Genomic DNA, 24,352 nt, shown 5'->3' with positions numbered 1-24,352 from the left:
GATTGACTCGCTCAGTGACTCTGCATTAACTCTGTGCTTTCTGTGTGAAATTTGTGACGGAGGGTGGGCTCCGTGATGCGGGGGGTGGGGTCTGTGTTGGTTCTGCGTGCGCGAAGAACGCGCGGGGTCTTGCTGGGGGGTGTGGCCGCCTCGTTGGTGCTGTCGGCGCTGCCGATGTTGCCGGCGACGGCTGCGGCGCAGTCAACAGCCGCTGCGGCGAAGGCGAATGTGGTCGATGAGACGACTGCGCTGGAGCAGGCGGCATCCTCCGGCGAGCCCGTGGAGGTGACGGCGGATCGTACGGAGTACTCCACGACGCACGCCAACCCGGACGGAACGTTCCTGCTCACCCAGTCCTCAACGCCCCAACGTGTCCACCAGGAGGACGGCAGTTGGGCGCCGGTCGACCCTGATCTGGAGCGCCGGCCTGACGGCCGGATCGCCCCCAAGGGAGCTGTGGTCGACCTGTCGTTCTCCGGCGGTGGTTCCGGCTCTGACATGCTGCGGATGGGCAAGGACGGCCGGTCGATCACCCTTGGCTGGACCGATGCGCTGCCGGAGCCGACCCTGAAGGACGCAACAGCCACCTACGCCAACGTGTTGGACGGCGTGGATCTGCAGCTGACCGCGACCGCCGAGGGGTACCGCGAGGTCCTCGTCGTGAAGACGCCTGAAGCTGCCGCCAATCCCGAGCTCGAGCAGGTCAAGCTCACCGCATCCGGAGACGGTCTGACCGTGGTACCGGGCGCCGGTGGCGGACTGCGGGCCGTCGACGAGGACGGCAACGCCCTCTTCCGCGGGCCGGCTGGCCAGATGTGGGACTCGGCCGGCGATGCCGAGTCCGGCCCGCAGCCCCAGCTCTTGGCGGCCGACGTGCCGACCGCCGTGAATGAGCCCAAGAAGGACGACCCTTCGCAGCCCGGCAACGGAGACGCCAGCGCGGTCCTGCCCGTCAAGGTCGACAACAACACCGTCGCCGTACACCCCGACCTCGACCTGCTGCGCGGCAAGGACACCGTCTACCCGGTGTTCATCGACCCCTCAGTCGGCCTGGGAGCCCAGGAGCGCACGAAGATCTCCTCCGACGGCGACAAGTTCTGGATGTTCGACGGCGACAAGGGCGTCGGCAAATGCGGAACGGCTGACGGCTACTCGTGCGGTAGCGGCTACATCGATCGCATGTACTTCGAGTTCGCGCCCACGAAGCTCTCGGGCAAGCACGTCCTGGACGCCACCTTCCGGGCCCGCGAGACGTGGTCATACAACTGCACGCCCTACTGGGTTGATCTGGAGCGCACCGACAACATCTCCGAGGGCACCCGCTGGCCGGGCCCCAAGCAGCTGGACCAGATGGGCGACCGGTACGTTTCCGCCGGGCGCGGTGGTCTGTGCTCGCCTGACCAGCCCGACGCCTGGATCGAGTTCAACGACAACCCCGACGAGGCGGACGAGAACCTGAAGAACACCGTCCGCTCATTCGCGGACGGCAAGATCAACCGCCTGACGCTGATGCTTCGGGCCAAGGATGAAGGCGAGCCGCGCGCCTGGAAGCGCTTCGACGACAGCGCAGAGTTGCAGGTCATCTTCGCTTACAAGCCGGGCACGCCCACGGACGTCGGTCTCATCCCCGGTGATGGCAGCACCGCGTACTGCAAGAAGTCCTCGAGTGATCCGTTGATCGTCACCCGCGACAACCCGGTCGTACAGGCCCGCGTCCAGACCCGGGTCGAGTCCAACAAGGGCGACCAGGAGGGCTCCCTGCAGGCCGAGTACGTCGTGGAGCGCGGAGACGACGCGGCCTGGCACCAGGTGTGGACCGGCCATGCGCCAGATACCGGCTGGCATCCCGACGGCACGCTGGAAAAGCTCCGCATGAGCAAGCGCGCCGACGGGGGCCTGTACCGCTACAAGGCCCGCACCCAATCCCACTGGTCCTACAGCGGAAAGTCCGGCGATCTGTTCTCCGGCTACAGCTCATGGTGCTACTTCAAGATCGACTCGACGGCGCCGAAGCCACCCCGTATCACCGCCGGCTCCCCGTACGCCGAGTGCGCTACCAACGTCTGTGAAGGAAAGGGCGGCCCAGGCGTTCCGGGCTCCTTCACCTTCCAGCCCAACACAGCCGACATCAAGACCAACGGCAAAACAGACGTCACCGGCTACGAATGGAAGCTGCTGTCCACCCCGGCCAAACCCGTCGCCGGCACCCTCAAGGTCACCGTCCCGAACGTGACCCCGCCGCTGTCAGGCACCCAGGTGCTGTCGGTGCGGGCCAAAGACGTCTACAACCGGTGGGGCGCCTACCAGGAGTTCACCTTCAAGGTAGCCGCGGCCGAAGCGGCCGTGGGTCGCTGGCATCTCGACGGAGTTCCCGGCTCGGGCACCGTGACCGCCAAGGACACCGCTACTGTCGGTACCCGGCACGACGCCACACTGGTCGGTGAGGAAGGGACCGGCTGGTCCACCAGGGCCCGTCGCGGCGAGGCGGACTACGCGCTGCGCCTGAACGACGACACCAGCGACCCGGCACAGCAGACCGGCTACGCGGCCACGTCCGCCCCTGCCGTCAACACCCGGGACTCCTTCACCGTCTCCGCCTGGGTGCAGCTCTCCAACGCCTCAGCCAACCGGGCCGTGCTGTCCGCGCCGGGAACCAACGGCAGCTCCTTCACGCTCTACTACTCCGCCGCGTACAAGAAGTGGGTCTTCAACCGCGCCGACAAGGACACAGTGAACCCGGTGTACGTCCGCTCAATGTCCGACCAGGAAAACCCGCCGCTCAACGTGTGGACGCACGTGGCGGGCGTCTTCAAGACCGAAGGCGATGACAACCTTCCGGACACCGACCCGGCCAACGACACCATCCAGCTGTTCATCAACGGCCAGCCCCAGGGCCAGCCGGTCGGCCTGTCCAAGGCCGCACCCACCTACACCCCGTGGACTGCAGGCGGGGGACTGCAGTTCGGCCGCTCCAAAACGGGCGGCAAGTACGTCGACCACCACTTCGGTCTGCTCGACGAAGCCGCTGTGTGGCAGCGAGCCCTGCAACCGGCGGAAGTCGCCAACGAAGCCAGGATCCTGCAAGACGGAGTACCGGCCAACGAACTGGTCGCACACTGGGACGCCACCACAGCCAAGGGCACCCAAGTCGCCGAAACCACGGCCTACCCGCTCTCGTCGATGGCCCTGTCCGGCTCTGGCGCCACGCTGAATGAGGAAGACAACGCGCTGTTCCTTAACGGCACAGCCGGATACGCCACCGCCGCCGGCCCGGTAGTCGACGAGACCGGCTCGTTCACGGTGTCGGCGAGCGTCCGTCTCGATTCAGCGGCCCTCAACGCCAAGCCGGTCGGCTACCAGGCGCAGGTGGCAGCCCAGCGCCTGAGCTCAGAGTCCTCCTGGGCTCTGTGGGTCACGAAGCCCGGCGACGACATCTACCAGTGGAAGTTCACCCGCACCGCAGTGGGACCGGACGGCAAGGTCACCCAGAGCGCACAGGTGCCCGCAGCAGACGTGGCCGCCACCGACACCTGGGTCCAGATCACAGGCACCTTCGACGCCCAGGAGACCTGGGAGTGGACCGATCCGACCGACGGCACCACCGAAGCCCGCTATGGCCAACTCCACCTCTACGTCGGCGAATTCGACCAGCCCTCGGAACAAGCAGCTGGCTTCACCACCCCGCAGCAGGGCAGTGGTGAGCTGAGCCTGGGACGCGGAACCGCCTCGGGTAAGACCGGCAACTATCTGCCCGGCGGTCTGCAGGACCTCAGGGTCTGGACCGGAGCCATGACCGCTGACCAGGTTCGCTCCCAGGTGCTGGACACGCCCGACAGCACCTGAGACATGCCCTGAGCCGGATCTGCCGGTGCTGGGTGGCCGGCCGCGCGAGCGCGCCAGGCCACCCAGCACCGGCAGACCGGACCCCCTTTCCTCCTTCTTTCCACCGTCTCAACGGCCCGCGTCCGGCGCGCCGCCCCGGCGCCGTACAGGAAGACACCACATGAACCCCCTCGGCATACCCGGCTCTAGCCCGGGCCGCAGGAGCGAGATCACCAGACGCTGGTCCCGCCGCCTGGCCGCAGCCACCGGACTGGCCATGCTCCCCGGCCTGCTCACACCCGTAGCATTCGGCGCCGAACCCGACCCCCTGGGCGCTCCCCGCCTGCAAAAGCCCCGCTCGGCCAAGGTCAGCCCGTTCACTGCGAAGGTGAACAAGAAGGCCGCCGCCACGGTGAAAAAGTCCGAGGAAGCGGACCAGGCAGCCATCACCCGCGCACGCCGTGACCGGTCCAAAGAGACCACTTGGCCCAAGGCCGGCAAAGCACAGGTGAACCTACCGGCCAGGGGCACCGCCAAAGCCACACCCGGGTCCCTGCCCATCACCCTGACTGCCCCGGGCAAGGGCCAGACGGCTGAGCCCGTCACGGTTGAGGTGCTCGGCCAAAAGGCCGCGGCGAAGCTCGGCATCAAGGGCGTCGCCCTGAAACTTACGGGCCCGAAGAACGGCGGGAAGACGCAGCTGGGCCTGGACTACTCAGCCTTCGCCTCCGCCTACGGAGGCGACTGGGCCGGCCGCCTGCAACTGACGCGCCTGCCCGGCTGTTCGCTGACCGATCCAGCCACAGCGAAATGCCGCAAACGCCTCCCACTCGATTCCACCAACGATCGCTCCAAGAGGCAGGTATCGGCGCCCGTCAACCTGCCGTCTTCCGGCACACCGATGATGCTGGCGCTGGCGGCCGGGACACAGTCCGGGGCCGGTGACTACAAGGCCACCCCGCTGTCGGCCTCCTCGACCTGGGAAGCGGGCGGCTCGTCGGGCACGTTCACTTGGTCCTATCCGTTGCGGGTACCGCCGGCCGCGGCCGGGCCCCAGCCCACGCTGTCCATCTCGTACGACTCCGGCGCTGTCGACGGACGCACCGCGAGCACCAACAACCAGGGCAGCCAGATCGGCGAGGGCTTCGACCTGACCTCGTCCTACATCGAGCGCAAGTACGGCTCCTGTGACGACGACGGCCAGGACGACAAGTTCGACCTGTGCTGGAAGTACGACAACGCCTCCCTCGTCCTCAACGGCCAGGCCACCGAACTGGTCAAGGACGACACCACCGGCAAATGGCGGCTGAAGAACGACGACGCCTCCAAAGTCACCCGCTCCACCGACGCCGACAACGGTGACGACAACGGCGAGTACTGGACGGTCATCACAGGCGACGGCACCAAGTACGTCTTCGGCCTGAACAAACTCGAGGGCGCCGGAACCGACGACCGCACCAAGTCGGTGTGGACCGTACCCGTCTTCGGCGACGACGAAGGTGAGCCCGGCTACGCAGACGGCACCTCGTTCTCTGGCCGCGCCAAGACCCAGGCCTGGCGGTGGAACCTCGACTACGTCGAAGACACCCACGCCAATGCCATGTCCTACTGGTACACGGCTGAGCACAACAACTACGACAAGCTTGGCGACGACAACACCGGCACCGACTACGTCCGCGGCGGCTACCTCAAGGAGATCCGCTACGGCCAGCGTGCCGGCGCCTTGTTCTCCGGCTCTCCCGCCGCCTCGAACAAGGTGGTCCTCGACTACGCGGAACGCTGCCTTGCCTCGGGCACCGGTTGTGACGCGCTGACCGAGGACAAGCGGGACAACTGGCCGGACGTGCCGTTCGACGCGGTTTGCAAGGACGGCGACAAGTGCACCGGCAACACCGGCCCGACGTTCTTCACACGCAAGCGGCTGACCACCGTCACGACCTATGCGTGGAATGCGGCGGCCACGACCCCCGCCTTCGATCCGGTGGACGTCTGGTCCTTGAAGCAGAACTACCTGGACCCGGGTGACACCGGTGATTCGACGGATCAGTCGCTGTGGCTGGAGGAGATCAAGCACACGGGCAAGCGCGGAACCGACCTGTCGCTGGACCCGGTCAAGTTCACGCACGAGATGCTGGCTAACCGGGTCGACGGAACCGACGACATCTTGCCCCTGCACAAGCCACGTCTGAAGAGTGTCATCTCCGAGACCGGCGCGAAGACCATCGTCACCTACCTGGACGCCGACTGCGTCGCCGGTCAGACCATGCCCAAGGTCGACCGGAACACCAAGCGCTGCTACCCGGTGTACTGGTCTCCCAACGGCGAGAAGGACCCCATTCTCGACTGGTTCCAGAAGTACCCGGTGAGCTCGGTGCAGACCGTCGATGAGCGCGGCGGCTCGGAGGCGCTGGAGCACACCTACCAGTACAGCGGCGGCGGCGCCTGGCACTACGACGAGGACCCGCTCACCCCGGCCAAGGAGCGCACATGGTCCATCTGGCGCGGCTTTGAGAAGGTTACCCACCTCGCCGGCATTTCGACGGGAACCCAGAGCAAAACGATCACTCTGTACCTGCGCGGCATGCACGGCGACCGCGTCCTGGGACCGGACGGCAGGACTCCCGATCCAGACGCCCGCAGGACGGCAGAAGTCGCCGGTATCAAGGCCGGCAAGATCACTGACTCTGACCAGTACGCGGGCTTCACCCGCGAGACCGTGACCTACAACGGCACGGCCGAAGTTGCCGGCACGATCAACGATCCCTGGTCAAAGCGCACCGCAACTCAGCACAAGTCGTATGCGGACATTGAGGCGTACTACGTCCGCACCGGTGCCAGCCACTCCCGCACCAACATCACCAGCAAGCTCGACCCCTACGACCGGGTGCGCACGGTAAAGACCACCTTCGACGACTACGGCATGGCCGCCACCGTCGAAGACCAGGGCGACACAGCCGTTACCGGCGACGAGAAGTGCACCCGCACCTGGTACGCCCGCAACGACGCCAAGGGCATCAACTCCCTCGCATCGCGCACCCGGACAGTGGCCAAGGCTTGCTCCACCGCCGACTCGGCACTCGACCTCCCGGCAGACTCCAGCCGTCCCGGCGACGTCATCACCGACACCGCCACCGTCTACGACGACGCGACAGCCACCGCATGGTCGGCCGCTCAGACACCCACCAAGGGAGACCCGACTTGGACCGGACGGGCCAAGGGCTACGGCAGTGACGATGCGCCCGCCTGGCAGAAGGTGGCCACCTCAACCTTCGACACACTCGGCCGCCCGCTGATCGTCAAGAACACCAACGGCCTGCAGATCTCCAAGACCACCTACACACCGACCGCAGCCGGCCCTCTGACCACAACCGCTGCCGAAGACGCCAAGCTGTACAAGACGACGACCAACGTCGACTTCGCCACAGGCACGCCACGGAAGGTCACCGACCCCAACAACAAGGTCACAGAAACCGAGTACGACAGCCTCGGGCGCCTGACCAAAGTCTGGCTGCCCAACCGCCTCAAGGCACTGAACAAGACGCCGAACCAGATCTACTCCTACAACGTCACCAGCTCCGCAATGTCCTGGGTATCCACCGGGACCTTGAAAGGCGACGGCTCCGGCTACAACACCAGCTACACCTTCTACGACTCACTGCTGCGCACCCGCCAGACCCAGTCACCGACCCCGCAGGGCGGCCGGCTCATCTCGCTAAACCTCTACGACACCAGAGGCCTGACAGTCAGCCAGCAGACGGACATCTGGGACAGCACCTCAGCCCCCGCAGCCACCCCGGTACAAACCTCCGCCGGCCAGGCCCCGCTACAGACGGACACCACCCACGACGGCGCCGGCCGCCCGACCAAGGCGGTCACCAAGGCACACGGCGCTACGCGCTGGACGACCACCACGTCCTACACCGGTGACACGGTCAGCACCAGCGCCCCCAACGGCGGCCAAGCCACCGCAGAAGTGACCAACGCTCTGGGCCAGACAACCGAACGCCGTGAGTACGGCGGCCCGCAGCCGACTGGAACCGACTTCACCAAGACCGCCTTCACCTACACCCCGGCAGGCCAGCAGGACACCATCACGGGCCCTGACCAAGCCAAGTGGTCCTACATCTATGACCTGTTCGGCCGGCAGGTCACGGCCACCGACCCGGACAAGGGCAAGAGCACCACCGAGTACAACACCCTCGACCAGGTCGTCAGCACCACACCGAACAGCGACACGAACAAGAAGCTGCTCTACGACTACGACGACCTCGGCCGCAAGACGGGCATGTGGCAGGTCGCCAAGACGGACAACAACAAGCTCGCAGCCTGGACGTTCGACACCCTCGCCAAAGGCCAGCAGGACACCGCGGTCCGCTACGACGGTGGCCTGGCCGGCAAGGAATACACCCAGAAGATCACCGCCTACGACAACCTCTACCAGGTCACCGGCAGCCAGCTGCTCCTGCCCGACACCGAGCCACTGGTGACGGCAGGCATCCCGAAGACCATGTCGTTCAGCACTGGCTTCAACCTGGACGGGACGACCAGCCAGTACGCCTCGCCGGCGATCGGTGGACTGCCCGCCGAGACGGTCTCTTACGAGTACGACTCGACCGGCCACCAGATCAGCTCCAAGGGCACCACCGGCTACCTCCAAGGCGCGACGTTCTCCCCTCAGGGTGATCTCGGCCAGCTCGCCTTGGGCATGGACCCCGCGGACTCGTCGAAGAAGGCGTACCTCAACTGGTCCTATGAGCCGGGCACCCGACGACTCACCCGCGCCTGGGTCACTGATGACGTGCACGGCTATATGCCGCAGGAGCTGAAATTCACCCAGGACGACGCCGGCAACGTCACATCGATCTTCGACGGCACCACCCAGGGCGGAACGACTAAGACAGACTTCCAGTGCTTCGCCTACGACGGCCACAGCCGTATGACCGAAGCCTGGACACCCAAGACCGCAGACTGCGCGACCTCCGGCCGCGTGATGGCCAACATCGACGGCACAGCCCCCTACTGGACCTCCTACACCTATAACCCGGCAGGCCAGCGCAAGACTGAGACCAAGCACACCTCTTCGGGCGACCAGACCACTACCTACACCTACGACGACACGACGAAGGACACCAAGCCGCACACCCTGGACAAGACCACCGGTGCTCGGACCGGCAGCTACTCCTACGACAGCAGCGGAAACACCACCTCCCGCCTTGGCCCGACCGCCCAGCAGGCGCTGACCTGGAACCCCGAGGGTGAACTGACCAAGCTCACCGAGAGCACCAAAGAGACCACCTACCTCTACGACGCATCCGGCGAACTGCTGATCCGCAGAGCAAAGGGCGACGGAGACACCGTCCTCTACCTGCCCGGCGGCAACGAGATCCGCCTCACCACCAAGGGCACCACGAAGACCCTCTCCGGCACGCGCTACTACACCGCCAACGGCCAGACCATAGCGGTGCGCACAGCGGTGTCGGGTTCCTCTGGCACGAAGCTCAATTTCCTAGCCGCAGACCACCACGGCACGTCGAGCCTTCTCCTGGATGCGACCACGTACACAGTCACCAAGCGCTACAGCACACCCTTCGGTGACGTGCGAGGCACCAAGGCGACCACATGGCCCGACGACAAGGCCTTCCTCGGTAAGCCGGCAGATACGTCAACGGGCCTCACTCACATCGGCGCCCGCGAATACGACCCATCGGTCGGCCAGTTCATCAGCATCGACCCGATAGTGGCACCGGACGACCCGCAGACGCTCAACGGATACAGCTACGCGGGCAATTCACCAGTCACCTCCGCCGATCCCACCGGCCTGTGCAGGGCCGACCAATGCGGCGTCGGCACTCCCAAGGGGGACGGCTCCGGTGACATCATCGAGGATGGCCCGATCGATCCAGGAAACCCGAGCGCTGGCAGCTGCCACAAGGGATCATGTGGTCCGATCGACTACCACGACTACAACAACAACAAGGGGACGGCCAGTACTAGCAGCTCCGGGAAAACCAGCAGCGCAGGGGACAGCTACTGGTGCAGTGGCGCTAACGCGTCCGGAAGGTGCATGGCGGCCGCTGGGCCGAGTGATACGAAAGAAAATCACGGCAATAGCGACAACTGGATGTTCGGTCCTCAGCCGGACAAAGGCTTCAAAGAGATACTAAGATCACTCTTTGAAGGTCCCATATGTAATCCCGGCTACCCATGCGAGAGCATCGAGTTCAAAACCGGTGTCGTGCAGGTCGGACCTGGCGGTAGACCAACTCCGGGCCCTCGAAGGATGCCTCTCGGCTTCCCGAACTCCGCGCAATTCCAAGGATTCAAGTCGGATCTTTCCGCAGGGTTGAGGCGTATCGGGTACGAAGACGTGACCCCCATAATGCAGGGAAGTTCTGTGACTGGCAGGAGTTACAAGACTGGCCGCCCATTCGGGTCTCACAGTGACTTCGATGTGGCGTTGGCTGGAGAGGGCATCTTGGCGCAAGCGAAAGCGGCTGGCGTTAAGCTTCGCTCGGGTGGAACTCGTACCGAGCCCCTGAAGGGAGCCAACCTCGAAAGGATGGGGCTCGGCGATCTACGGAGGAGCCTCACGGAGTCGACCGGCCGAGAGGTAAACTTTATGATCTATGGATCGGTCAAGGGTGCGACCGGCAGATCGCCCAGCATCCTCCTTCGGCCGTGATGACAAAGAGGGAGTACTGGTGCCAGCGCGTTTCGCCTTGCTCGGGACAAAACAAACCAACATTGCAGACGTCGCCCGTTCGGTCGGCGATGCTTTGGGTCGAACGCTCTCCCTTAGGGAGAGTTCATACCGGGGCGGAGAGTATTTCTTCAATCGCGATAGCGACGGCACCGAGCTCTCCGTCGAGCAAAACGTGCGGGATGAAGAGGGGCAGTACGTGGAACCCGAATATTCCCACTACCGTGTTCTCGTCTATGTCAATTATGGCAACTCTGCGATAGAGCGAAAAGTTGCCGATATTCCGGGTCTGCATTTCCTTCGAGTCGAGACCGTATGAGGCCGAGGTAGTGTGGATGGCTTCGTCAGGGAGTTAGCCGGGAAGTGTAAGCCCGGCCACCCGCAGTATGCTGGCCCTGCGGCCGCCATCTCCTAGCATCTGTCTTCGAGTTGATTTCCATAGCAGGAATGACGCGAGACTGACCGCTGCATCGTAGGGGGTGGCGGTCTCGTCACATTCCGTGGAATTTTTGCAGAAGCCTTTGACGCCGCCCTGAGATCTGCCGTGCCCCGTTGCTGTACAGGTCGTCGACCATTCCATGAGTGGTGCTGCGGGCAAATATCCGTCGGACGGTCAGGTGGCGGGTGTGTAAGTGACGGTCCGGTCGTGGCAGGAGGCGGCGAGGTCGGTCAGGGCGGCCAGCTCGGTGTCATCGGCGGTGAGGTTCCAGCGCAGTTTGGTGGCGGTCCATTCGGCGGCGTAGCGGCAGTGGACGTCGGTGGCCGGGGGCATCCACTGAGCCGGGTCTTGGTCTGCTTTGCTGCGGTTGGAGCGGGCGGTGACCGCGACGAGCGAGGTCTCCTGGCCTTGGTCGTTGGCGTAGGCCTCGCGACGCCGCGCGGTCCAGGCGGAGGCGCCGCTGTCCCAGGCTTCGGCCAAAGGAACCATGTGGTCGATGTCCAGGCCGGAGGCGGACGTCACCGTGGTCTGGTCGTAGTACGACCACCAGGTGCCGCCGGTGAGCCGACACCGGGGGCCCACGGCCGGCGCTTCGACGGCTTCGTTGATGAGGACTTCGTTGCGGGTGGTGCAGCCGTCGGCCGGGTCGTCGCCCGCATTCCAATGTTTGAATGCCTCGCGGGTGTAGCCGTTGCGGGACTCGGTGGCCAGCGGCAGGCTCGCGACGGCTTCGGCCAGAGGAACGGTCTCAGCAGCATGGGCGGGCGTGCCAGCGGTGAGGGACAGGGCGGCGAGGAGCGCGGCGGGCAGGCCGAGCAGCAGAGCGGTACGCATGTACCTGTTGGTAGCGGCCTACCTGGGGCGCACGGGCGGGGGACAGAGATGCGCCCCTCGTGTGAGTGCAATGGTCGTACCGGAGAAACGGTACAGCTCGAAGGGTGTTCACGCGGCGAGGGCAGTCCCGCGGCGCCCGGACTGCGCGTTCGTGATGGTGCTGGGCGGGGATTGCCTCGCGCAGGTTCTGGACGTGGCGGTGGACCAGGCGGGTGCGTCAGCCGTCCGGCAGCGCGGTCAGGGCGGCGACCGCGGCGTGCAGGCATGGTCGCTGTCGTGATGGGCGCAGGCGGCCGCGTCGATGTGCAACGCGCGCGTCAAGCTGCCGCCGGAACCAGGCGGGATCGCACGATCCGCGTTCCGACCAGCGACCGGCACCTTGTGTTCACGGTCCGTCCTGGACAGCATCGGGCGTGAGGTTAGGAGTTGAGGTTCTGGCGCACGTCCAGATAGCAGCGCAGCCGTACGCCGGGCTCTCCAGGGGCCCGGGTCGTACGGTCCGCCGACGCGGTCGCCCACCGTCCGGCGAGTGCCTCCTGAATAGCGAACGCGGTCTGGTCGTCGGCGGCTGCGACTTCGACCACGGCCAGGCCCGGTTGTGCCACGTGTGCTTCGTTGATCGGCTTCATACAAGGCTCTACGCCAAGGAGCCCATAGAAGTTCTGCGACCGCGGGGTTCTTCACACTACCGAGTAGAAGAACGATGGCTCGGCGGCCAACGAGCAAGCTTTCCCGCCGACGTCACAGGCTGCCACGCGGGCCCGCGGTCTGAGTGGCGTGGCACGGTGTGGTGCACTGCCGGAATAGCGGTGGAGCGTCTGCGGCTCTGAGACTCGCTTTCGCCGCGACCGACCGCAGCGGCCTGTACAGGCTGTTCACGGACTGCACGCCAGGACCCGGGTACGGGCGGATCGGAGCCGTCGAAGGAGCCGGCATCTCGCCGCTGGGCGTGTGGAGTTGAGCGTGTGGCTGTCGCTTGCCGATTACCTCATCGCAATAGCTGATGCCCTGCACGAGAATGCCGCGGGGAGTGCGTGGACGGCCACCAGGACACCGAGGTGCCCAGCCCCGCCGATCGAGCCTTGGTGTGGGGCGGTCCGACGCATCCGCGCGAGCCGGACTGGACACGCTTCACGTAGCCCCGCGACCGGAACCTTACAGCGTGCTCCACCCACAGGCCTGGTCAGCCAACGGGCCAGACCCGTCAGCCGTTCTCGCGGCGTTCGAACCCGGAGTGCGATGAAGAACCCCGTACTCGTCGGCCAGCCGCGTCTGTGCGGAACGAACTTGACGCCGAGGCCGCGGAAGGTGCCCCCGTGTTCTGGTCCCGCGGCGAGCCTGGGTGCTCATTGACGGTCCCTCAGTCCACACCTAAAATACATGCCAAATCAGATATCGGAGTTTGCACAAGGGGGGAGTGGGTGATGGACATGCTGTTGACGACGGGGCAGGCAGCCGATGAACTCGGCTGCGCCGTCACGACCTTCCGTCGTCTCGTGCATGCCGGACTGCTCCCTGGCATCTCCAAGCGTGGCGTGCGCGTTATGACCCCCCTCAGCGTGGTGCAGGCCCTCAGTGCGCGCCGCGACGCGCCCCTGCAGCAGTTGGGCAACTCAGAGATCGCTGTGCTGCGCGTGGACGCCGCCCAGCGCGTCGAGGACGCTGACCGTGACTGGATCGGCTTCGCCGCCGACCTCACGCCCGACGATCTGTTGAGGGCGCTGCGGGGTTGGTGGCGGTGTGATGCGGCAAGTACCGCAGCCGGGGGAGTGCTGCCTGTCACGCTGTCCGGCTACGTAGTGGCGGTACTGACCGGCCTCGAGTGCTGGGAGAAGAACACTCAGGGTCGCCACTCTTTCCCGGATGCCCGCCTGGCCGGCTACGTCACCGACCTGGCCGCCCCGCACATCGCGATCACCTCAAGCCTCGAAAGCGACCGCCGACTCGCCCAACTGCTGCTGGGCACTCGGCTCGCCTCCCACTCGGGCGGGGCCATCGCCTACGTCACCACCCACTCCACGGTCGGCTGACCCCGGTCCGGACAAGGAACGCCCGATGGACGCACAGAGCTACAGCACCGCGCTTGCCGATCTGCGCACCGTGCGGGACCAGATCAAGAAAGCCCGGGCCGCGCTGGCGAAGCTGGAAGCGGACCGGGACAAGCGGATCATCCAGCTGGCCTCCCATGACAAGGCGAAGGCGGAGCGGATCGCCCCCGCGGCCGGGCTGGGCGTGGCCGACGTCGTCTCCCTCGCTCCCGCCTTGGCCCCCGACAGCCTTGCCGCAGACAACGACCCGCAGCCCGAGGCTCACAAACCGTCCACGGACCAGGACACTGCCGAAACCACACCGCCTCCGCGGCAGCAGGCAGCCGCCGCTCCCGCCATGACCTCGGCTTCTGCCCACTCCGCCGCGGCCGACACCATCGGTCCGAAGCAGCAGCACAAGGCCGAGACGCCGCGGGAGCTGCCCTCCGTTCCCGCCGGCAGCAGCGGCGACGCTTGGTTCGCCCACACCCCCAACCTCGCCTCCACCCGGCCCAACTTCACCCAGCAGGCCCGCTCCACCGTCTTCCTGGACACCACCACCGGCGTCCTGGTCCACCGCAACCAGACCCACCACCTCGACCTCGCCGCCCGGACAGCCGCGGACATCCTCACTGCCGTCTTCCACGCCGTCCCCGAGGGCGTGGAACGGATCTACATCACCGCAGGCGACCCCTGGCACCGCGATGCCGACCGCTACCCCTACCTGCGCGACGCCGTCTCCGCCTGGCTGAACGCCCCCACCCCTGGCTGGCGCACCGACACCGGCCGCGGCCGTGACCGCATGGCCGGACACTTCGTCCATGCCCGCAACCCCGTCGGCCGCTACCAGCGCGAACACGGCGAACACCACGTGGAGATCCGCTCGGTGGGGGAGTGGTTCGATGTCGACGGCGACGACCCCGCAACCGTCCGCGACGCCTTCGTGCTCCTGTGGCAGGCCCTGCGCCGCCACTGGCCCGATGCCGTCGTCATGGGCTCCCCCTCCCAGACCGGCCGCGACCTGTGGACCCGCACCATCCCCACCCGCGGCCAGCACGCCGACGGCTTCCCTGTCCTCTCCGAAGAACTGCGCGGCCTGCTGCACGCCACCGCCGGACAAGGCCGCAACGAACTCATCACCCCGCCCCGCGTACCCGACCAGCTGCCCCAGCTCGTGGAGTACGACCGCACCTTCGCCTACGCCAAGCACACCTGGAAATCCCCCGTCGGCACCCCCCGCCGCATCACCGCCACCACCTTCGCCGCCTGGTCGCAGAAGGAGCAGATGCGCGCCCTGTACGGGTGTGGGCACTGGCAGGTACGCGTGAGTGTCCCCGACACCTGGAACCACGTCGGCCTTCTCCCGGCTCCCGCGCCCGGGGACCGCGCCTGGCACTACCCGGCCGAACCCGGCACTACCTTCACCACCTGGGCAGGCGGCCCCGAAATCCACACCGCCCTGACCAACCCCATGACGCCGTGGAAGATCGAAATCCTCGACGGCATCCTGTGGGAGGACGGAAAACCCCTCGACGACTGGGCCAGGAAACTGAAAGAAACCTGGACCAACCTCTCCGCCCAGGCCCACTTCCAGGGCAACCCCGAACAGGCCCGCGCCGCTCACCTCGCCTCCCGCGCAGTGCGCTCCATCCTCCTGTACGGCATCGGTGCCTTCGCCCAGCGGCCCCGCATGGTCACCGGTACTACCCCCCGCAGCATGGAGCGCGATGTACCGCCGGATGCCGAGATCATCGGCTTCGACGACGAACTGATCACCTGGCAGAAGCCCACCGGTTTCGCCCGCGACCCCAACGCCCACCCCGAATGGGCCGCCGCGATCTGGTCCGGAGCCCGCGCCGCCCTGCTCACCCAACGCCACCGCGACGAGAACACCTACGCCGGCGCCCTGCACACCCCGCCCGGCACCGTCGTCGCCTTCCGCACCGACGCCCTCTACCTCACCCAGCCCCACAACTGGCCCTACCACCACCAGCCTGGTGACTACCTTCTGCGCGGCCACCTCACCGGCCCCCACGCCGCACCCGCCACCGAGGAAGAACTCCTCGCGCTGCGGGATGCCGGGCGTGCGGCCCTCACCCCTGAGCGGGAGGCCTGATGCCGCGCCGCACCCGCCGTAACCCGCCAGGCGACCAGGGCGAGCTGAACGAAGCAGCCCGCCTCGCCGACCGACTCCAACAGGCCGGCTACACCCGACGCGACATCGCCCGCATCCTCGACCGCGATCCCTCCCTGGTCTCGCAGTTCTACACCAGGAACAAAGGAGCGGCCTTCGTCCCTGCCCTCCGCCAGGTCCTGGCCGCCGTCGAGACCGGCGGCATCACCGACCTGCCCGAACTCACTGCCATCGCCGCCCGACACACCAGGCGGCGCACCACCGCCTCCGGCGCCCGCGCCCGCGTCCGCACCAAGGCCGTCCTCATCACCCCCACCGGCACCGGAACCGGCCGCGCCGGCGCCCAGGCCATCGCCTCCGGCTCCGCCCGCCTGCGCCCCCTGATCGCCGAAGCCGCCCGCCGCGGCCTGCGCATGGCCTTCACCGTCCGCCTCGCCAAAACCGGCTACCTGCACCCCTCCGGCAGCCGCACCGATTCACCCGGCATCCGCCGCGACGTCACCCAACGTGCCGACCACACCGAGGAACGCTCATACGGCTCCGCCCAGACCGGTGGCTTCGATGCCACCGACTTCGCCCTCCGCGTCGACGCCGCAGCCGGCGATGTCACCGCAGCCGTGCACCAGTGGCTGGTCGAGACCGGGCGCATCCGCCCGGACGCCCACATCACCCACCTGGAGATCCGCACCTGGCGACCACGATGACCCGGCCCGAACAACCCACCCCAGCGCACGATCAGTGATCGGCGGCCTCGGGCTGAGCCTCGGCTTCGGGCGCTGCGGCCGGCTCCGGGGCAGGGGCGGCGTAGAAGACGGACCTGCCCTGCTTGGAGCGCTCCGCCTGGCTCTTGGCCACCAGCCCCTCCAGCGTGACGCGCACGACCTTGGCCGCGATGTCACGGTCGGGGTGGGCCTGGCCGAGCACTGTAGAAATTTCTGCTGCGGAGCGCGGTTCCTTCTGCTCGGCAAGGTGGTGGCGAAGGAGCTCCACCAGCGTGGGCTGAGCCGCCTTCGCAGAACTCGCCGCCTTGACTGAGGGCTTCTTCGCCGTCTTCTTTGCCGGCGCTGCGGTGGACTTGCGGGCCTTCTGCTTCCCGGCGGTCGCGGCACCGGCCTTCTTTCGCCGGGGAGAGGGAACCTTCGTCTGGGACTCGGCTGCAGGCTCGACCGATGCCGTCGGGATGCCGAGGACCTGCCGCATGTTCACCAGCACGGCGTGGTCATTCTGCAGGGATGCAAGCTGCTCCTGCAGGGAGGCGATTTCCGCACCGATACGTTCCTGCTCCTTGAGGTTGGTCTCGAGATCGCCGGTCACTTGGGCGATGTACTGCGACGCCAGTTCCGTGGCAGGAGTTGTCGTCTCGGGCATGATGCTGGCCTTTCCTCGGCGTGTGACCACGATGCGGGTGATGCCTGTCTCCGGCGTGCGAAGTCCCGGCCCGGCCTGGAGAGCGCATGTGCCGCACGATGCTCTGGTGTAGAGATGGTACGGACAGGTAGATCCGGTTGTTCCCATCTGAGTCATGTCATGTGCTCGATGCCTCCTTGAAGGCTGCGCGGTCCGGGCGCCAACGAGTCCGTCCACAGGCATGAGTTCGGGCCTGCGGTTGACGCAGTTGCCAGCACACCTCGTCGGTCTCCCGGTTGAGATGCCATGCCTCCAGAGTGCCGGTGGTCACCAGCCGGTCGAGGATGTCCCCTGTCTGCTGCGGGGAATGTCCGCACAGGCTCGCGAGGATGTCCATTTCGGTGCCGTGTTCGGCCTGGCTAGGGGGGTGGGCGGCCAGCACGAGGGCAGTCAGCCGCAGGGCGGGCGCCGCGGCTGGCAGCGCCAGCGGTGCGGGGTGCAGGGCCCAGTGGGCGGCGCGGCAGCGAGCGCGGCGTCCGGGCGCCTGGTCCAGGACCGCGGCATCGAGCAGCCGCAGCTGCAAGGGCAGCGCGCGGAAGTCCGGCAGCTGCAGCCAGCCAGCGTGGGCCAGCTCCCGCCACAACTCGCCGCTTCCGCGCAGGCGCATGCCTCGCAGCAGACCTGCCGGCAGCCGGACCTGGCCGCAGGCATCGGTGCGCAGCGCGCACTGCAGGGCCAGCAACCGGGCCGCAGGAGAGGTGAACCTGGGTAGTGCTGTGCCCAGGTAGGTGAGCATCTCTCTCACTCGCAGCCGCTCCTGGATCCCAGGGTGAGCCCGGCGTGCGGAGGGGGAGGAGCAGGCAAAGGAACGCGGCCGGGGTCCGGAGAGGGTGTCAGGCACCACGGCGGTATGGCTGGTCGCGGCCGCACAGGCTGCGCACGTGTCGGCCAGCCGCCAGGTGCGGCCGGAACGGTCGCGGGTAAGTGCGAGCAGTACCGGCCCGGCGCAGCCGCGGTGACGTGGATGCCACAGGCAGCCCCGCACTCGGCACTGGCAGCTGCGCAAGTGGGCGGGCAACGCTTCGGCGTGTGCGTGGTGGGCCAGGTGAGCCAGGACAGCCGACCGTGCCGAGTCCCCTGTGAGTGACAGCGTGCGCGCGGTGCAGGAGGGGCAGACGAGAGTGGGAACGCCCGCTCGCGGACGTAGTTCCACTGTCCAGATGCGCCGCACTGCGGCGTGCGCGCCGGCAAGCCTCATGGGCTGTTCGTCCTCCCGTCTGTCTTGCGCCGACCTAGCCGGTGCTCCGGCAGCAGAGGGCCGGAGTACGCACGGTAGTGCAGATCTCTGCACCGCGATCCAGCTATCCCACCTCGACAAATAGTGCAGAGGTCTGCACTGACAGGGCAGGGTTCTGCACCGTCGGATGGTGGAGTGACGATCTTGCCGCCGGATCCGGACCTCACCGCACTGCGCGTCAACCTCGCGCGCCTGCGAGGAGAGCGCGGCTGGACCTTCGATGAACTCGCCGAACGCAGCGGCCTGGCCCGGCGCACCCTCATCGACCTTGAACACGGCCGCACCACCGGCAGCGTCACCACCTGGCACGCCCTCGCCCACACCTTCGACGTGCCCATCGAGCAGCTCCTCGGCACCCTCTGCCGCGACCACACCCCGCCCGGCACACACGGCTCCTGACACCCCCGCAACCGACCTCCGTGCCAGACCGCGAATCACTCGAATGGCGAGCCTGAATCGAACGTGAGGCCACCTGGGAGAGCGCCCGTTCGAGGCTGTTGGGCCGACCGGGGGACACACGCCCCGCCCTGTTGCGCATCGCAGCGTGCCGCCTGGCACGGTCCGGGCCATGTGCTCCATGCCCGCCTCCGCCGGCCGACACTGGGACGGCAGCAGCCGCATCACCCGCCATCACCGCCCCGTGCAGATCGCCGGAAACAGCCCCAGCCGCCTGCTGCGCGCTGGCCAAAGCGGCCGATGCCGCCAGTGCGGCAACCGCATCGACCTCTACCAGCGCGCCGACCAACGGCCCATCGCACTGCACCCCGCCGAACTGGCCACCACGCACGTCCCCGAATCCTGCCGATGGCACCTCAGCAGCGGCATCGCCTTCCCTCACGGTGACGGCAGCCCGTGGTGCCGCATCCCCCACGTCGTGCTCTGTCCTCGTCGCACCCCCCTCTGCCGCCCCGGCCCCCGCCTCGAGGCGATCCGCCGCCAGCTCGCCATCCACACCCGCCGTCTGACCGACACCGGCGCCTTCACTCCCTCCCCGCCACCCACCAGTTCAGAAGCCACCGACATCGATACCGACAGCCCCTCCCGTCCCGTCGTGCAGATGCTGCTGTGCCGCTACCTCGCCGAGCAGGCGGTCGAACACATCCGCTGCGTGGCGCAGACCCGACACCGTCACCGCTGCGCGCAGCCCGTCCTTACCCCCACCAACCCCGCCGGCGCCTGGAGGCTGCTGCCCACCGGCCCCCACCGCGCCCAACTCACCCTGCGCGACGCCTTGATGGCCGTCTACGACCTGGGCCACCTGCCCTACAGCGAACAGCTGCGCTGGCGAGCCCAGTGCTGCCCGCAACACGCCGCCACCGCCTACGCAGCCGACCTCGCCGTGGCCGAATGGCAGCCCTTCGACCCCCTTCTGCACGCCGCACACATCCGCACTCGCCCGCCCCAGCCTCCGGCACGCCAGCTCAGAGGCCGGTGACGATGCCGCACCACGCCCTGGAAATCACACTCACTCGACCCCTGAGGCCAGCCGAACTCCGTCAAAGCGCGCAAGCCTGGCCGCTCGCCGCCAACCACAATGCCACCCGCCTGATGGCCCTGGTGGGTGCCAAAACCCCCGAACGCGCCGCCCATCGTCTGCGTCGGCGCCTCGCCGCCCGGCTGCCCCTCGACGTGATCACCACCCACTACCCGGACGCGCACGGACAAGTCCTGCTCAACCTCGCCTTCCCGCCCGCCATCCACACCGTCATCGCACGCGATGCCCGCCACGCGGGCCTCACCCCCGAACGCTTCGTACGAGAGGCCCTACAGCGAGCCCTGGCCGAGCACGCAGACCAGGAAGCCGACCGCCTCGACCGCGCCGTACGCCACCTACTCACCCGCACCACCCCCGCGCACCTGCTGTCCGCCGTGGGGCACGCCCTCACTCAGCCCCAGCAAGGAACCACACCATGAACCCGACCGACGAACAGACCGCAGCAGCCGATGCCTTCCACGCTGGCGACCACCTCGCCCTGCAAGCAGGCGCCGGCACCGGCAAGACCACCACTCTCACCCTGCTCGCCCGCACCACCACACGCCGCGGGCGCTACCTCGCCTACAACCGAGCCATCGCTCAGGACGCGCGCACTCGCTTCCCAGCCACCGTCCAGTGCAAAACCGCCCACGCCCTCGCCTACGCCGCCGTCGGCCACCGCTACACCAACCGCCTGAACGCACCCCGCCGCCCAGCCTGGCAGACCGGCCAAGCCCTAGGCGTCACCAAAGCAGTCCGCATCGGTGACCGCGACGTCTCCCAACGCGCCCTGTCCAACGCCCTGCTGCGAACGGTGACCCGCTTCTGCCACACCGCCGACGAGAAGATCAGCCGCCATCACGTGCCCCAACTGCGCGGCCTGGAAGACACGGGCCTGCACTGCGAGCTCGCTGCCCACCTCCTGCCCTACGTCCGCAAAGCCTGGAACGACCTGCAGAACCCCGATGATGGAGCCGTCCGCTTCGACCACGACCACTACCTCAAGATGTGGGCCCTCACCCAGCCCAGAATCGTCACCGACTTCCTGCTCCTGGACGAGGCACAGGACACCAATCCCGTCGTCGAACAGATCTTCCTCAACCAGCGCGGCCACGCCCAGCTGGTCATGGTCGGCGACTCCGCCCAAGCCATCTACCAGTGGCGCGGCGCCAAGGACGTCATGACTGGCTTCGACGGCACCCAGCTCACCCTGTCCAAATCGTTCCGCTTCGGCCCTCAACTCGCTGAGGAAGCCAACCGCTGGCTCCACCTCGCCGACGCCCCCATCCGCCTCACCGGGACCGAGACCGTGCCCACCGAACTCGGCTTTGTCGCCCACCCCGACGCGGTACTGTGCCGCACCAACGTCGGCGCCATGACCCAGGTCATGGCCCTGATGGACGCAGGACACCGCGTCGGGCTGGTCGGAGGAGGGGACAGTCTGCGCGCTCTGGCCGAAGCAGCCCGTGACCTGAAAGAAGGCCACCGCACGTATCACCCTGAACTCGTGCTCTTCCCTACCTGGGGAGAACTGCAGGACTATGCCACCCACGATCCGGCCGGACGCGACCTGCAGCCGTTCGTCGAACTCGTCGACACCCACGGAGCCGATGCCATCCTGGCAGCCGTATCGGGACTCGCCCCCGAAACACATGCAAGCGTGAGCGTCTCCACCGTGCACAAGGCCAAAGGCCGAGAATGGGGCAGCGTAAGGGTCGCCGATGACTTCACCCCACACCAGAAGACGAACGCACCACCAGACCACCCAGCTCGCGATGCACTCATCACGATCGTTGACGCCGAAGCCCGCCTCGCCTATGTGGCAGTTACCCGCACCCGCCGCCGCCTCGATCTCGGCGGACTTTCATGGATCGACCATCAGCCGTGTCGAGGGCAAAGCTGAAGATCAGGCTTGTGGCGGTGTTTTCTCCTCAGAGACCACGGCGATGAGGCGAACAATGTTGCGACCGGCGTGAACATTCCACTCACATGGGCGGCGCTTCCCGGGAAGCGCTGAGGACACCCTCCTGGCCCACTCGGCGGAGCGCCACACAGCCTGACGCGGACGGCGGCACGTTCCGTCCAGAATGAACCGTGCCGATAAGGCTAGACGGCGATGGTGCGCTCCCGCCTGAGGCGAGGATCCGGCGCGTATCCCGCCCACACCATGCCGGTAGCCGCTGAGGGTACGCCTCCTGAAACTGGCCCTTCGATGCCCTCGTCAGGCAGCAGTCAGCCCTGCTGCGCCTTCCTGGTCTCGGCCGAAGACTTCACTGAAGGAGAAGGCGCGGGAGGCGGGTACGAGGTAGTAGGAACTACCGGAGCCGTGGACAGTTCGGGGACCGGTATACCCGGTCATGAGGACGTCATGGGGACTGAGCACGTCCAAATTGTCGAAGACGTAGCAGACCGGCAGCTGAGTCCAGGCGACCAGATGGAGGTGGGCCATGACAGCAGCCTTCTCTACCGCGTGACGACTGGTGGTGCGGCTGGTCATCCGGCTCTTGCAGTCGATCATGAAGAGTTCGCGGCCCTTGGCGGCTATCAGATCGGGGGCCCAGCGCAACGCGCTGTCGGTGCCTCGCAGCGCACAACGGACCCCCTCACTCAACACGCCCTGACCCCACGCGTCAACGGTCCATCCGCGGTGGTTCAGTTCCTCAGCGACGCGCTGCTCGTGTGCGTCGCCAACGTCCTTCCGCTGCTGAAAGCTCGGCATACGGGGGAGTGTTGCGCATCGGCGGCGCGCCAAAACAATGCACGCACGAGCTCAGGCCAGTGCTGGCCATTGGTGTTAGCGGTCATCGTGGTTCATTGGCGTCCATCAGTGTCCGCCGGTGTCCCACCGTGTCTCACTCAGGGCGGGAGCAGTCGACCGAAAAGTGATGCTCGCCCTTCCCAATAGGGACGGTGTCAGGGGGCCAGCAGTATGGGTGCACTGCGCCTCACGGCAGGCCGGTGCTGTGGGGGAAGAGTGAGCTGCGCAGCTCCGTTAGGTTCGCGGCCTCATCGAGGTTTGTCGCTGCGCAGTTATCAGTCGGTGGACAGGTGTCACACCAACCCTTTCGAGACAATTGTCGATACGCCTCTAAGTCCCCTTCCGGGTGCACATCTGCAGGTGAGACCACCGCGGCATCTGTAAGTGGCCTTCGGGACGGCCGACGGTGCCCACTTTCCCGGTTTTCTCGGCGTCTGTGTTGCCGCAGGTCACCAGCATTGCGCTTGCCCTGGCAGCGTGCCGTGCGCTCGCGTGGCCGGTTCAAAGCGACCACACATGATGATTCATCAGTTTCTGTCAGTGCCCGCTGATACACCCATTTCAGTGACGGGCCGTGCCTCGGCCCGCTGGAGCGTGAGGGGACGCTATGGGGCAGGTGCCGGAGGGCTACCACCGTGTACGAGGGCACATCCGCCGCAATCCGAGGCCCAAAGGCGCCAAGCGCTTGAGCGCCTGGATGATTGCCGGGCTGATCGCCGGGGTCTGGCTGTGGGGGCAGGTGTTCGGGTTCGACGAGGCTGCTTCAGCGCCGCCGGTCACCCCGCAGCCTTCTGTCTCCGCATCGGCCGGCCGCTGATGGCCCAGTGGCGGTCGCTGTTTCGACGTCCCCGCGGCCAGGCCGAATGGCTGGCTGCAGCCCTCGTCGCCGTCGCGGTGGTGGTCCTGGCCATCCGGATGGTCACAACGGTGGGGGAGATGCTGCTGCGTGGGTGGCCGGTCGTGCTGGCGGTTGCCGCAGCGGCCGCTGGCATCCTGGTGTGGCGCGTGCTGCGTGTGGCGGCCCAGCGCCGCCGTGCGGCCGAGCGGGTGGCCGCACTGAGGATCACGCTGGCGCAGTTCGACGCCATGGGCGATGAGGAGTTCGAGTACGCGCTGCGGGATCTGCTGATCCGTGACGGATGGTCTGCCCGCAAAGTGGGCCAGGGCGGTGACCAGGCCGCGGACGTCATCGCCCAGCACCCCCACCACGGGCGGATTGTGGTGCAGGCCAAGCACACCCGTGTGGGCGGCAAGGTCGGCTCATCCGTGATGTACCAGGTCAACGGAACCGCCGGGCCCGTCCATGGAGCCGATCACGCGGTCGTCGTCACCAACGGAGCTTTCACCCACAACGCCAAGCAATGGGGCGACCGCCACAACGTCCGCTGGATCGACCGCAACCAGCTCCTGCGCTGGGCCGAGCACGGCACCGCATTACAGGAACTGCTGCGCCTGCCGGCCAGGGCCAGGCGTATGCCGCTCAGGCGCGTGGCCGCGTGAACGCACATCGGATGAGGGGG

Annotated in this window: 17 protein-coding genes; 12 read left to right on the top strand and 5 right to left on the bottom strand. The window is 67.1% G+C overall.

What is annotated here, in order from left to right:
• Positions 1–174: 174 nt before the first annotated feature.
• The 3 genes from RFN52_RS00210 to RFN52_RS00200 all read left to right on the top strand — a co-directional run bounded on the left by RFN52_RS00210 (position 175) and on the right by RFN52_RS00200 (position 10,841).
• Positions 175–3,843 (top strand): laminin G domain-containing protein, encoded by a 3,669-nt coding sequence (locus RFN52_RS00210; protein ID WP_311241206.1) that lies wholly within the window; start codon positions 175–177, stop codon positions 3,841–3,843.
• A gap of 160 nt (positions 3,844–4,003) precedes the next feature.
• Positions 4,004–10,504 carry an RHS repeat-associated core domain-containing protein gene (locus RFN52_RS00205; protein ID WP_311240822.1) on the top strand — a complete coding sequence of 2,167 codons (6,501 nt, stop codon included), beginning with the start codon at positions 4,004–4,006 and terminating at the stop codon, positions 10,502–10,504.
• Positions 10,505–10,523: 19 nt separating this feature from the next.
• Positions 10,524–10,841 carry a hypothetical protein gene (locus tag RFN52_RS00200; protein ID WP_184854664.1) on the top strand — a complete coding sequence of 106 codons (318 nt, stop codon included), beginning with the start codon at positions 10,524–10,526 and terminating at the stop codon, positions 10,839–10,841.
• 294 nt (positions 10,842–11,135) lie between these two features.
• Here RFN52_RS00200 and RFN52_RS00195 read toward each other — a convergent pair whose 3' ends face one another.
• Positions 11,136–11,795 (bottom strand): HNH endonuclease family protein, encoded by a 660-nt coding sequence (locus tag RFN52_RS00195; RefSeq protein ID WP_184854665.1) that lies wholly within the window; start codon positions 11,793–11,795, stop codon positions 11,136–11,138.
• A gap of 419 nt (positions 11,796–12,214) precedes the next feature.
• Positions 12,215–12,424 (bottom strand): DUF6207 family protein, encoded by a 210-nt coding sequence (locus RFN52_RS00190; protein WP_184854666.1) that lies wholly within the window; start codon positions 12,422–12,424, stop codon positions 12,215–12,217.
• A gap of 795 nt (positions 12,425–13,219) precedes the next feature.
• Between RFN52_RS00190 and RFN52_RS00185 the strand changes: the two genes are divergently transcribed.
• From RFN52_RS00185 to RFN52_RS00175, 3 genes are read left to right on the top strand one after another with little or no spacing between them, the layout of a single operon-like run.
• The gene (locus RFN52_RS00185; protein WP_311240821.1) at positions 13,220–13,825 is read left to right on the top strand and encodes a helix-turn-helix domain-containing protein; all 606 of its coding nucleotides are present in this window, start codon (positions 13,220–13,222) and stop codon (positions 13,823–13,825) included.
• Positions 13,826–13,850: 25 nt separating this feature from the next.
• The gene (locus tag RFN52_RS00180) at positions 13,851–15,938 is read left to right on the top strand and encodes a hypothetical protein (protein ID WP_184854667.1); all 2,088 of its coding nucleotides are present in this window, start codon (positions 13,851–13,853) and stop codon (positions 15,936–15,938) included.
• Complete coding sequence (locus tag RFN52_RS00175) at positions 15,938–16,660, top strand: helix-turn-helix domain containing protein (RefSeq protein ID WP_184854668.1); 723 nt, start codon at positions 15,938–15,940, stop codon at positions 16,658–16,660. Before RFN52_RS00180 ends, RFN52_RS00175 begins: the two co-directional genes overlap by 1 nt.
• 31 nt (positions 16,661–16,691) lie before the next feature.
• On the opposite strand, the gene RFN52_RS00170 is transcribed toward RFN52_RS00175, so the two are convergent.
• Positions 16,692–17,324, bottom strand: coding sequence for a hypothetical protein (locus RFN52_RS00170; RefSeq protein ID WP_184854669.1), 633 nt, complete (start codon positions 17,322–17,324; stop codon positions 16,692–16,694).
• Positions 17,325–17,481: 157 nt separating this feature from the next.
• A complete protein-coding gene (locus RFN52_RS00165; RefSeq protein ID WP_311240820.1) occupies positions 17,482–18,099 on the bottom strand; it encodes a hypothetical protein in 618 nt (205 codons plus the stop codon).
• A gap of 636 nt (positions 18,100–18,735) precedes the next feature.
• Here RFN52_RS00165 and RFN52_RS00160 point away from each other — a divergent pair.
• The 4 genes from RFN52_RS00160 to RFN52_RS00145 all read left to right on the top strand — a co-directional run bounded on the left by RFN52_RS00160 (position 18,736) and on the right by RFN52_RS00145 (position 21,977).
• Positions 18,736–18,999: a helix-turn-helix transcriptional regulator gene (locus RFN52_RS00160; RefSeq protein WP_184854670.1), complete on the top strand. Its 264-nt coding sequence runs from the start codon at positions 18,736–18,738 to the stop codon at positions 18,997–18,999.
• A 169-nt stretch (positions 19,000–19,168) separates the two neighbouring features.
• Positions 19,169–20,035 carry a DUF6083 domain-containing protein gene (locus tag RFN52_RS00155; RefSeq protein WP_311240819.1) on the top strand — a complete coding sequence of 289 codons (867 nt, stop codon included), beginning with the start codon at positions 19,169–19,171 and terminating at the stop codon, positions 20,033–20,035.
• The gene (locus tag RFN52_RS00150; RefSeq protein WP_184854671.1) at positions 20,032–20,514 is read left to right on the top strand and encodes a hypothetical protein; all 483 of its coding nucleotides are present in this window, start codon (positions 20,032–20,034) and stop codon (positions 20,512–20,514) included. The genes RFN52_RS00155 and RFN52_RS00150 overlap by 4 nt, the downstream gene beginning before the upstream one ends.
• A complete protein-coding gene (locus tag RFN52_RS00145) occupies positions 20,511–21,977 on the top strand; it encodes a UvrD-helicase domain-containing protein (protein ID WP_184854672.1) in 1,467 nt (488 codons plus the stop codon). Before RFN52_RS00150 ends, RFN52_RS00145 begins: the two co-directional genes overlap by 4 nt.
• A gap of 318 nt (positions 21,978–22,295) precedes the next feature.
• On the opposite strand, the gene RFN52_RS00140 is transcribed toward RFN52_RS00145, so the two are convergent.
• On the bottom strand, positions 22,296–22,793 hold the full coding sequence (locus tag RFN52_RS00140; protein WP_184854673.1) for a PDDEXK family nuclease: 498 nt from the start codon (positions 22,791–22,793) through the stop codon (positions 22,296–22,298).
• 646 nt (positions 22,794–23,439) lie between these two features.
• Between RFN52_RS00140 and RFN52_RS00135 the strand changes: the two genes are divergently transcribed.
• Complete coding sequence (locus RFN52_RS00135; RefSeq protein WP_184854674.1) at positions 23,440–23,649, top strand: hypothetical protein; 210 nt, start codon at positions 23,440–23,442, stop codon at positions 23,647–23,649.
• Positions 23,649–24,332 (top strand): restriction endonuclease, encoded by a 684-nt coding sequence (locus RFN52_RS00130; RefSeq protein WP_184854675.1) that lies wholly within the window; start codon positions 23,649–23,651, stop codon positions 24,330–24,332. The genes RFN52_RS00135 and RFN52_RS00130 overlap by 1 nt, the downstream gene beginning before the upstream one ends.
• Positions 24,333–24,352 lie beyond the last annotated feature (20 nt).

This window comes from Streptomyces collinus, assembly GCF_031348265.1.
In the GTDB taxonomy this organism is placed as follows: domain Bacteria; phylum Actinomycetota; class Actinomycetes; order Streptomycetales; family Streptomycetaceae; genus Streptomyces; species Streptomyces collinus.
This window is presented reverse-complemented; position numbering and strand designations above follow the sequence as displayed.

What these genes read in the sequence shown, in the direction of transcription:
- RFN52_RS00210 (WP_311241206.1), top strand. Translation starts at nt 175, where the DNA reads ATGTTGCCGGCGACGGCTGCGGCGCAGTCAACAGCCGCTGCGGCGAAG.
- RFN52_RS00205 (WP_311240822.1), top strand. Translation starts at nt 4,004, where the DNA reads ATGAACCCCCTCGGCATACCCGGCTCTAGCCCGGGCCGCAGGAGCGAG.
- RFN52_RS00195 (WP_184854665.1), bottom strand. Translation starts at nt 11,795, where the DNA reads ATGCGTACCGCTCTGCTGCTCGGCCTGCCCGCCGCGCTCCTCGCCGCC.
- RFN52_RS00190 (WP_184854666.1), bottom strand. Translation starts at nt 12,424, where the DNA reads ATGAAGCCGATCAACGAAGCACACGTGGCACAACCGGGCCTGGCCGTG.
- RFN52_RS00185 (WP_311240821.1), top strand. Translation starts at nt 13,220, where the DNA reads ATGGACATGCTGTTGACGACGGGGCAGGCAGCCGATGAACTCGGCTGC.
- RFN52_RS00180 (WP_184854667.1), top strand. Translation starts at nt 13,851, where the DNA reads ATGGACGCACAGAGCTACAGCACCGCGCTTGCCGATCTGCGCACCGTG.
- RFN52_RS00175 (WP_184854668.1), top strand. Translation starts at nt 15,938, where the DNA reads ATGCCGCGCCGCACCCGCCGTAACCCGCCAGGCGACCAGGGCGAGCTG.
- RFN52_RS00170 (WP_184854669.1), bottom strand. Translation starts at nt 17,324, where the DNA reads ATGCCCGAGACGACAACTCCTGCCACGGAACTGGCGTCGCAGTACATC.
- RFN52_RS00165 (WP_311240820.1), bottom strand. Translation starts at nt 18,099, where the DNA reads ATGCTCACCTACCTGGGCACAGCACTACCCAGGTTCACCTCTCCTGCG.
- RFN52_RS00155 (WP_311240819.1), top strand. Translation starts at nt 19,169, where the DNA reads ATGTGCTCCATGCCCGCCTCCGCCGGCCGACACTGGGACGGCAGCAGC.
- RFN52_RS00145 (WP_184854672.1), top strand. Translation starts at nt 20,511, where the DNA reads ATGAACCCGACCGACGAACAGACCGCAGCAGCCGATGCCTTCCACGCT.
- RFN52_RS00140 (WP_184854673.1), bottom strand. Translation starts at nt 22,793, where the DNA reads ATGCCGAGCTTTCAGCAGCGGAAGGACGTTGGCGACGCACACGAGCAG.
- RFN52_RS00135 (WP_184854674.1), top strand. Translation starts at nt 23,440, where the DNA reads ATGGGGCAGGTGCCGGAGGGCTACCACCGTGTACGAGGGCACATCCGC.
- RFN52_RS00130 (WP_184854675.1), top strand. Translation starts at nt 23,649, where the DNA reads ATGGCCCAGTGGCGGTCGCTGTTTCGACGTCCCCGCGGCCAGGCCGAA.